Raw genomic sequence first — 8,496 nt, forward strand, 5'->3', positions numbered from 1 at the left:
ATCGGTAGTTAACCCTTCCTCCTACACTCTCCACAATCATGTCCGAGCGTTGCACTTATTATCTGAATTCGCGGTTTCTTTAATTTCATTACCAAAATCGCGATGGCCATATGGTGGCGGTTGCGCAACCTGTTTTCCGAACGGTTCAAGCCTGGCCTGTAGCTGGGACAGTGAACTGGTGTATCAGATGGGCCAGGCGCTGGGGCGCGAGTGCCAGCATATGGGCGTCGGGATTTTACTCGGGCCGGGAATCAATATTCGCCGCACGGCGCTGGCGGGCGAAACGAGATAGGTAAGCAGGAGAGAAAGCGTGTTCCCTTTTTCCGTCACTCAGCAGCGCGCGGCAGCGCAAACCAGGGCGTTGTTCACGCAAAGCGGGTATGAGCTTATCGCCTTTGATGCCGAGAAGCTGAACGTCTTTGCGGCGCAAGTTCGTTACTGTGAGCCGCACTGGCACCCGGCGCCGGAGCTGATCACCGTCCTGAGTGGGCGGTTTTCCGTAACGGCCGGAAACGAAGAATTGACGCTGGAACAGGGGGACATGCTCTATATCAACGCCGAAGAAGTTCATTCGCTGAGCGCCGAAGTGGAGGCCAGCCAACTGGTGACGGTGCAGTTTGCCCCGGCACTGTTCGATACGCTGCATCCTGCGCCGTTGCTGGAGTGGTGTACGCACGGGCGTACGCTTTCGGCAAGCGACTGTGAGGTTTACCACAAGCTGGCAGCGCAACTGGTCAACAACGACGCGCCTTTCCAGCGGATTGCCGCAATTTATACCCTGCTGGATGCGCTGGTCAGGGCGGACGTGACGGTGTCACAACCTGAGGGTTCGCTGCGCGAAGCGGCGATGATCAAAAAGGGCATCGCCTATATCAATCAACAGTTTGATACGCCGCTGACCTTGAGCGATGTGGCGCCGCATGCGGGGATGAGCTATTCGTGGTTTTCCCGCTTGCTTAAGAAGGTCAGTCGCCATAACTTCAAGGCTTATCTGACGCTCGTGCGGGTGAACAAAGCCAAAACGTTGCTGTGCGATACGCGGACGCCGATTACCGATATCAGCCACAGTTGCGGTTTTCAGGAGTATAAGTACCTGATTGCCGCGCATTGTCGCGCTGCAACCTGCGGCTTCTCAGTAGTCGATACCGATCTGCGCTTTCACGCCGGCTTCAAACGCATGTTTCACCGGGCGCAGTTCGCTCACCGTATCGGCAATCTCCAGAATATCCCGGTGGCAGCCGCGTCCGGTGATGATTACCGTCTGGTTAACCGGGCGGTTTTCCAGCGCATCGAGAACGGCTTCCAGCGGCAGATAATCGTAGGCCACCATGTAGGTCAACTCGTCGAGCACCACCATATCCAGCGATTCGTCCGCCAGCATACGCTGCGCGTGCGCCCATACCTCAAGGCAGGCGGCCGTGTCGCTCTCGCGGTTTTGCGTGTCCCAGGTAAAACCGGTCGCCATCACCTGAAATTCGACGCCGTGCGGCTCCAGCTGATTACGCTCACCGTTTGGCCAGGTACCTTTAATAAACTGAATCGCGCCCACCTTTTTACCGTGGCCGACGGCACGCGTCGCGGTGCCAAAGGCGGCGGTGGTTTTGCCTTTACCGTTGCCGGTAAAAACGATAATGATGCCGCGCTCGTCTGTTGCGGCCGCCACGCGGGCATCGACCCTGTCTTTTACCCGCTGCTGGCGCTGCTGATAACGTTCTTCACTCATTGTGATATCCCCGGTTTTCGTCCTGGCTGAGCATCAAAACTCATGCCTGTTTTACGGCGGCTGTCATCGCCCATCAGCCATAAATAGAGCGGCATAATATCGGCTGGCGTTTTTAATTTTCGCGGGTCTTCGCTGGGAAACGCGCTGGCACGCATCTGGGTGCGGGTGCCACCCGGATTGATGCAATTGACCCGCAGTCGGTTTTGATACTCTTCGGCGAGAACCTGCATCATGCCTTCGGTGGCGAATTTCGAGGCGGCGTAAGCCCCCCAGTTCGCGCGCCCCAGACGACCAACGCTCGACGACGTAAACACCAGTGATCCGCTTTCCGCTTTGAGTAATAAAGGAAGGAGTGCCTGGGTTAAATAGAAGGTGGCGTTGACGTTAACCTGCATCACGTTGTCCCAGACGGCGGGCTGCTGTTCGTCCATCGGGCAAACATCGCCTAATACGCCGGCGTTATGCAGTACGCCGTCGAGCCGCGGGTAGTGCGCGGCAATCTCAGCGGCGAGACGCTGGCAATCCGCGGGCGAACAGTTCGCCATATCGAGCGTGTAGAGGCTGGCGGCCTGACCGCCTTCGTCGGTTATCTGCCCGGCAACAGCCTGCAGTTTGCCTTCATTGCGCCCCAGTAAAATGACGCGCGCGCCGTAGCGGGCATAGGTAAGTGCCGCCTCCTTGCCGATGCCGTCACTGGCACCGGTGACCAGAATAATGTGGTTTCGCAACAGGTCGCGTTGTGGCTGGTAATGCACGCTAACTCCTTGGTCTCAACCCGTTTTTAAATCGTGTTGGCTTTATGCCTGAAACAGAAAGCGATTTCAATCAGTCTGGTAGAGAGTCTCCCGCTCGTCGAGAGAATGTATAGCGGAATGTGCTGAAACTGTTCGACTGAATACCCGCACGGATGGCAATGCGAGACGCGCCAGAAAGGCTCATGTACACTGGATGCGAACGTTAAGTGGCTGAACCAAGGTGGAATGCGTGGAATTACTGTCTGAATATGGTTTGTTTTTAGCCAAAATTGTGACCGTCGTGGTCGCGATTGCGGTAGTCGCAATACTTATTGTTAATCTGACACAGCGCAAACGTCAGCGGGGGGAATTACGCATCACCCGCATGAGCGAACAATATAAGGAAATGCAGGAAGAGATGGCCGTGGCGTTGTTGGATGACCAGCAGCAAAAGCTGTGGCATAAAGCCCAAAAGAAAAAAGCAAAACAGGATGCGAAAGCGGCAAAAGCCAAAGCGAAGCAGGGTGATGTGTCATCCGCGAGCAAACCCCGCGCCTGGGTGCTGGACTTCAAAGGCAGCATGGATGCCCATGAGGTTGGTGCGCTGCGCGAAGAGATAACCGCAGTACTGACCCTGGTAAAACCGGACGATCAGGTTGTTGTCCGCCTGGAAAGTCCCGGCGGCGTTGTGCACGGTTACGGGCTGGCGGCGTCACAGCTGCAGCGCCTGCGCGATAAACAGGTCCCGTTGACCATCGCGGTGGATAAAGTCGCTGCCAGCGGCGGCTATATGATGGCCTGCGTGGCGGACAAAATTGTCGCCGCGCCGTTTTCTATTATTGGGTCGATTGGCGTTGTGGCGCAGATCCCCAACTTCAACCGCTTCCTGAAAGGCAAAGAGATTGATATTGAGCTGCATACCGCCGGGCAGTTCAAACGCACCCTGACATTATTGGGTGAGAACACCGAAGAGGGACGGCAGAAATTCCGCGAAAGCCTTAATGAAACGCATGACCTGTTCAAAGGCTTTGTGCATGAGATGCGCCCGCAGCTGGACATTGAACAGGTGGCAACCGGCGAGCACTGGTATGGTTCACAGGCGCTGGAGAAAGGGCTGGTGGACGAAGTGGGTACCAGTGATGAACTGCTGCTGGGGCTGTTCAAACGCTACGAGGTTATCGGCTTGCGCTATCAGCAGCGTAAGAAACTGATTGACCGTTTTACCGGCAGTGCCGCAGACAGCGCAGACCGACTGCTGATGCGCTGGTGGCAGCGTGGGCAAAAACCGCTGATGTAAGGGCGGGTTCAAACGAAACGCGAGGCTATGGCCTCGCGTTTTTGCGTTAATCGATCAGATGGTATTTTTCTGACAGCTCATGCGCCAGATACTTGAACATATTGAATACCGCGGTGCTTTTCCCGGTCGGTAAACCCTGTTCATCAAGGAAATACTCGCCGCTGAATACCAGCACACCGTTGCGTTGCGTGACTCCGGTCGCTTCGATGCCGGCCAGCGTATCTTCATGATCGCGAATTAATTGGTTTGCCAGCTCAAGCAGAGACTGACGATCGATAGGTTGCGTAGTTGGCTCCATTTCGCCCCTCCTTAAAAATTTAACAAGTTTACGCCCCACACGGGCCAGGGGCAAATTTTCCCTGCGCAAGCAAGGGGTTTCCCGTTACGGTAGTGCTGGCGCGATTTGAATTTGCGTGCTAATAAAGTTGCGTAACAAATTTTATCAGGTACAGTGTGACCCTTTCGTCAATCTGGCAACAGATTTGCTTGACATTCGACCGTAAAACCGTCGTGCTGTATCGTAGACTAGCGAAAAATCCTGTTAACTCAATCACCTGCTAGCGATTACTTTCGCTTATGGTCAAAAAAAGGGTTGATATCCATTGTCGCCACCGCAATATAAATGGCTCGTCGCCAGCGGAAGGTGAAGCAATGCGCGACGTATTCCTGGAAGAATTTTATTAGGTAAAGGTGAATATGGGTAAAGCTCTCGTCATCGTTGAGTCCCCGGCAAAAGCCAAAACGATCAATAAGTATCTGGGTAATGACTACGTGGTGAAATCCAGCGTAGGTCATATCCGCGATCTGCCGACCAGTGGCTCCGCACCTAAAAAGAGTGCTGACGCGACCGCCGCCAAAACGGCTAAAAAGCCTAAAAAGGATGAACGCGGCGCTCTTGTTAATCGCATGGGCATTGACCCATGGCACAGTTGGGATGCGCACTATGAAGTGCTGCCCGGTAAAGAGAAGGTGGTTTCCGAGCTGAAATCGCTCGCGGAAAAAGCCGACCACATCTATCTCGCAACCGACCTTGACCGCGAAGGGGAAGCCATTGCATGGCATCTGCGGGAAGTGATCGGTGGCGATGAAACGCGCTATAGCCGCGTGGTGTTTAACGAAATCACCAAAAATGCGATTCGTCAGGCGTTTGAAAAGCCGGGCGAGCTGAACATTGACCGTGTGAATGCCCAGCAGGCGCGCCGCTTTATGGACCGCGTTGTGGGTTACATGGTTTCTCCGCTGTTGTGGAAGAAAATCGCCCGTGGTCTGTCTGCCGGTCGCGTACAGTCAGTTGCTGTGCGTCTGGTGGTCGAGCGTGAGCGCGAAATTAAAGCCTTCGTCCCGGAAGAGTACTGGGAAATTGACGCTTCTGCCGCAACGCCGGGTGGGGATTCGCTGCCATTACAGGTGACGCATGAAGGTGATAAACCTTTCCGTCCGGTAAACCGCGAACAAACCATGGCAGCCGTTAGCCTGCTCGAAAAAGCCCGTTACACGGTACTTGAGCGGGAAGATAAGCCGACCAGCAGCAAGCCGGGCGCACCATTTATTACCTCTACGTTGCAGCAGGCGGCGAGCACCCGTCTTGGCTTTGGCGTGAAGAAAACCATGATGATGGCCCAGCGTCTGTACGAAGCGGGTTACATCACCTATATGCGTACCGACTCCACCAACCTGAGCCAGGATGCGGTCAGCATGGTGCGCGGCTACATTGGTGACAAATTCGGCAAAAAATACCTGCCGGAAAATGCTAATCAGTACGCCAGCAAAGAGAACTCTCAGGAAGCGCACGAAGCGATTCGTCCTTCAGATGTCGCTGTCGAAGCCGATTCCCTCAAGGATATGGAAACCGACGCACAGAAACTGTATCAGCTGATCTGGCGCCAGTTTGTTGCCTGCCAGATGACGCCTGCGCAGTACGATTCCACCACCATCACCGTGGGCGCGGGCGACTACCGTCTGAAAGCACGTGGTCGCATTTTGCGTTTCGATGGCTGGACGAAAGTGATGCCTGCGCTGCGTAAAGGCGATGAAGACCGTACGCTGCCGGCAGTCAATACCGGCGACGTGCTGTCCTTGATCGAGCTGACGCCTGCTCAGCACTTCACTAAACCGCCTGCGCGTTTTAGCGAAGCGTCACTGGTTAAAGAGCTGGAAAAACGCGGTATTGGCCGTCCGTCTACCTATGCGTCGATCATTTCGACCATTCAGGACCGTGGCTATGTCCGCGTGGAAAACCGTCGCTTCTATGCAGAGAAAATGGGCGAAATCGTCACCGACCGTCTGGAAGAGAACTTCCGCGAGTTGATGAATTACGATTTCACCGCGCAGATGGAAGACCGTCTCGACCAGGTGGCAAATCACGAAGCTGAATGGAAGAATGTGCTGGACAGCTTCTTCGGTGACTTCTCCCGTCAGCTTGATAAGGCGGAAAAAGAGCCGGATGAAGGCGGTATGCGCCCGAATCAGATGATACTCACCAGTATCGATTGCCCGACCTGCGGCCGTAAAATGGGGATCCGCACCGCCAGTACTGGCGTGTTTCTCGGTTGCTCCGGCTATGCGTTGCCACCAAAAGAACGCTGCAAAACCACCATTAACCTGGTGCCGGAAAACGAAGTACTGAACGTGCTGGAAGGTGACGACGCGGAAACCAACGCGCTGCGCGCCAAACGTCGTTGCACCAAGTGCGGTACAGCGATGGACAGTTACCTGATCGATCCGAAACGTAAACTGCACGTTTGCGGTAATAACCCGACCTGTGACGGTTATGAAATCGAAGAGGGTGAGTTTCGCATCAAGGGTTATGACGGCCCGGTGGTTGAGTGTGAAAAATGTGGTTCTGAAATGCACCTGAAAATGGGGCGTTTCGGTAAGTACATGGCGTGCACCAACGATGACTGCAAAAATACGCGTAAGATCCTGCGTAATGGCGAAGTCGCACCACCGAAAGAAGATCCGGTACCGCTGCCGGAACTGCCGTGCGAAAAATCGGACGCGTATTTCGTTCTGCGTGATGGCGCAGCCGGGGTCTTCCTGGCGGCTAACACCTTCCCGAAATCACGCGAGACGCGCGCACCATTAGTGGAAGAGCTGCATCGCTTCCGCGACCGTCTGCCGGAAAAACTGCGTTATCTGGCGGATGCGCCGCAGCAGGATCCGGAAGGGAATAAGACCATTGTTCGCTTTAGTCGTAAAACCAAGCAGCAGTACGTGGCTTCGGAAAAAGACGGTAAAGCAACAAACTGGTCGGCATTCTACGTTGACGGTAAATGGGCTGTTACCAAGAAATAATTAAGTGAAATTAATGTGTTAAAGTGAGGGCCGGTTATCCGGCCCTTTTTGTTATAACACGGTTATTATTTTTTGTTCGAATCTATACATATAAGATATAAATGTTATAGTGGTTATAGTTAATTCCTTTTTTATTATGAAATCGTCTTAAGCGATTGCCCGTTTGCGCGAATTCGGATGGCCTTTCATGAAACTACAGCAGCTTCGCTATATCGTTGAGGTGGTAAATCACAACCTCAATGTCTCTTCGACCGCAGAAGGTCTTTATACCTCCCAGCCCGGCATCAGTAAGCAAGTTCGCATGCTGGAAGATGAGTTAGGGATCCAAATTTTTGCCCGCAGCGGTAAGCACCTCACGCAGGTGACGCCAGCCGGGCAGGAAATCATCCGTATTGCCCGTGAAGTCCTGTCGAAAGTGGATGCCATCAAATCGGTAGCAGGGGAACACACCTGGCCGGATAAAGGCTCACTTTACGTCGCGACCACCCATACTCAGGCGCGCTATGCGCTGCCGAATGTGATTAAAGGCTTTATCGAGCGTTATCCGCGCGTGTCGCTGCATATGCATCAGGGGTCGCCGACGCAGATTGCGGAAGCTGTCTCTAAAGGCAATGCGGATTTTGCCATCGCAACCGAAGCGCTGCATCTGTATGACGACCTGGTCATGCTGCCGTGCTACCACTGGAACCGCTCGATTGTGGTGACGCCGGATCACCCGCTGGCCAGTAAGCGGTCGGTATCGATTGAGGAGCTGGCGCAGTATCCGCTGGTGACCTACACCTTTGGTTTTACCGGGCGTTCCGAGCTGGATACGGCATTTAACCGTGCAGGGCTGTCGCCGCGTATCGTCTTTACGGCAACCGATGCGGACGTTATCAAAACTTACGTGCGTCTGGGGCTTGGGGTAGGCGTCATTGCCAGCATGGCCGTCGACCCGGTATCCGACCCGGATCTGGTCAAACTGGACGCGCAGGAAATTTTCAGCCACAGTACGACGAAGATAGGTTTCCGCCGCAGCACGTTTTTGCGTAGCTATATGTATGATTTCATTCAGCGCTTTGCGCCACATCTGACACGCGATGTGGTCGATGCTGCCGTGGCATTACGCTCGAACGAAGATATTGAGGCAATGTTTAAAGACATTAAACTTCCGGAAAAATAATCGTTAGCGGGGTATCCTTTTATAGCAAAAGGAGCCCCATAAACTTCCCTAAGTCGAATTATCATTATCATCCTCTTAATTACATCTTATACTTTTGCCTGATTGATTTTCCCTCTTGTTACATAATCTGTCGTGAATTTGCGACAAAAATAGAAACTAAATTGCCGCTACGCAACTTTTTCACTTCAATAATTTATTTGTGGTCAAAAGATTAGATAGTGTCGTCACGAGGATAAAAATCATTGATAATAGGGCCTTCTAATCAGAAGGCCCTATTATCATGACT

7 protein-coding genes and 1 pseudogene are annotated in these 8,496 nt (G+C 53.5%); 5 read left to right on the forward strand and 3 right to left on the reverse strand.

Annotated features, from left to right (window positions below):
- The coding region (locus ACSZPU_RS20745) for a hypothetical protein (protein ID WP_499002751.1) at positions 1-292 on the forward strand (292 nt) is incomplete at its 5' end.
- Positions 293-310: 18 nt separating this feature from the next.
- A pseudogene (locus ACSZPU_RS20750) lies at positions 311-1,159 on the forward strand (AraC family transcriptional regulator); the annotation flags it as partial.
- On the opposite strand, the gene cobO reads toward ACSZPU_RS20750, so the two are convergent.
- On the reverse strand, positions 1,133-1,723 hold the full coding sequence (gene cobO / locus ACSZPU_RS20755) for a cob(I)yrinic acid a,c-diamide adenosyltransferase (RefSeq protein ID WP_499002748.1): 591 nt from the start codon (positions 1,721-1,723) through the stop codon (positions 1,133-1,135). The pseudogene ACSZPU_RS20750 and the gene cobO sit on opposite strands and share 27 nt — an antisense overlap.
- Entirely contained in the window at positions 1,720-2,478 is a 759-nt protein-coding gene (locus ACSZPU_RS20760) for a YciK family oxidoreductase (RefSeq protein WP_499002736.1), read from the reverse strand. Before ACSZPU_RS20760 ends, cobO begins: the two co-directional genes overlap by 4 nt.
- 229 nt (positions 2,479-2,707) lie before the next feature.
- On the opposite strand from ACSZPU_RS20760, the gene sohB reads away from it, so the two are divergent.
- Positions 2,708-3,754, forward strand: coding sequence for a protease SohB (gene sohB / locus ACSZPU_RS20765; protein ID WP_499002739.1), 1,047 nt, complete (start codon positions 2,708-2,710; stop codon positions 3,752-3,754).
- 46 nt (positions 3,755-3,800) lie between these two features.
- On the opposite strand, the gene ACSZPU_RS20770 is transcribed toward sohB, so the two are convergent.
- The gene (locus ACSZPU_RS20770) at positions 3,801-4,052 is read right to left on the reverse strand and encodes a YciN family protein (protein WP_499002741.1); all 252 of its coding nucleotides are present in this window, start codon (positions 4,050-4,052) and stop codon (positions 3,801-3,803) included.
- 398 nt (positions 4,053-4,450) lie between these two features.
- On the opposite strand from ACSZPU_RS20770, the gene topA reads away from it, so the two are divergent.
- Positions 4,451-7,048, forward strand: coding sequence for a type I DNA topoisomerase (gene topA / locus ACSZPU_RS20775; RefSeq protein WP_499002743.1), 2,598 nt, complete (start codon positions 4,451-4,453; stop codon positions 7,046-7,048).
- 187 nt (positions 7,049-7,235) lie between these two features.
- Positions 7,236-8,210: an HTH-type transcriptional regulator CysB gene (gene cysB, locus ACSZPU_RS20780; protein ID WP_499002746.1), complete on the forward strand. Its 975-nt coding sequence runs from the start codon at positions 7,236-7,238 to the stop codon at positions 8,208-8,210.
- Positions 8,211-8,496: the final 286 nt, after the last annotated feature.

Source organism: Phytobacter sp. V69, assembly GCF_965644215.1.
Lineage (GTDB): Bacteria > Pseudomonadota > Gammaproteobacteria > Enterobacterales > Enterobacteriaceae > Phytobacter.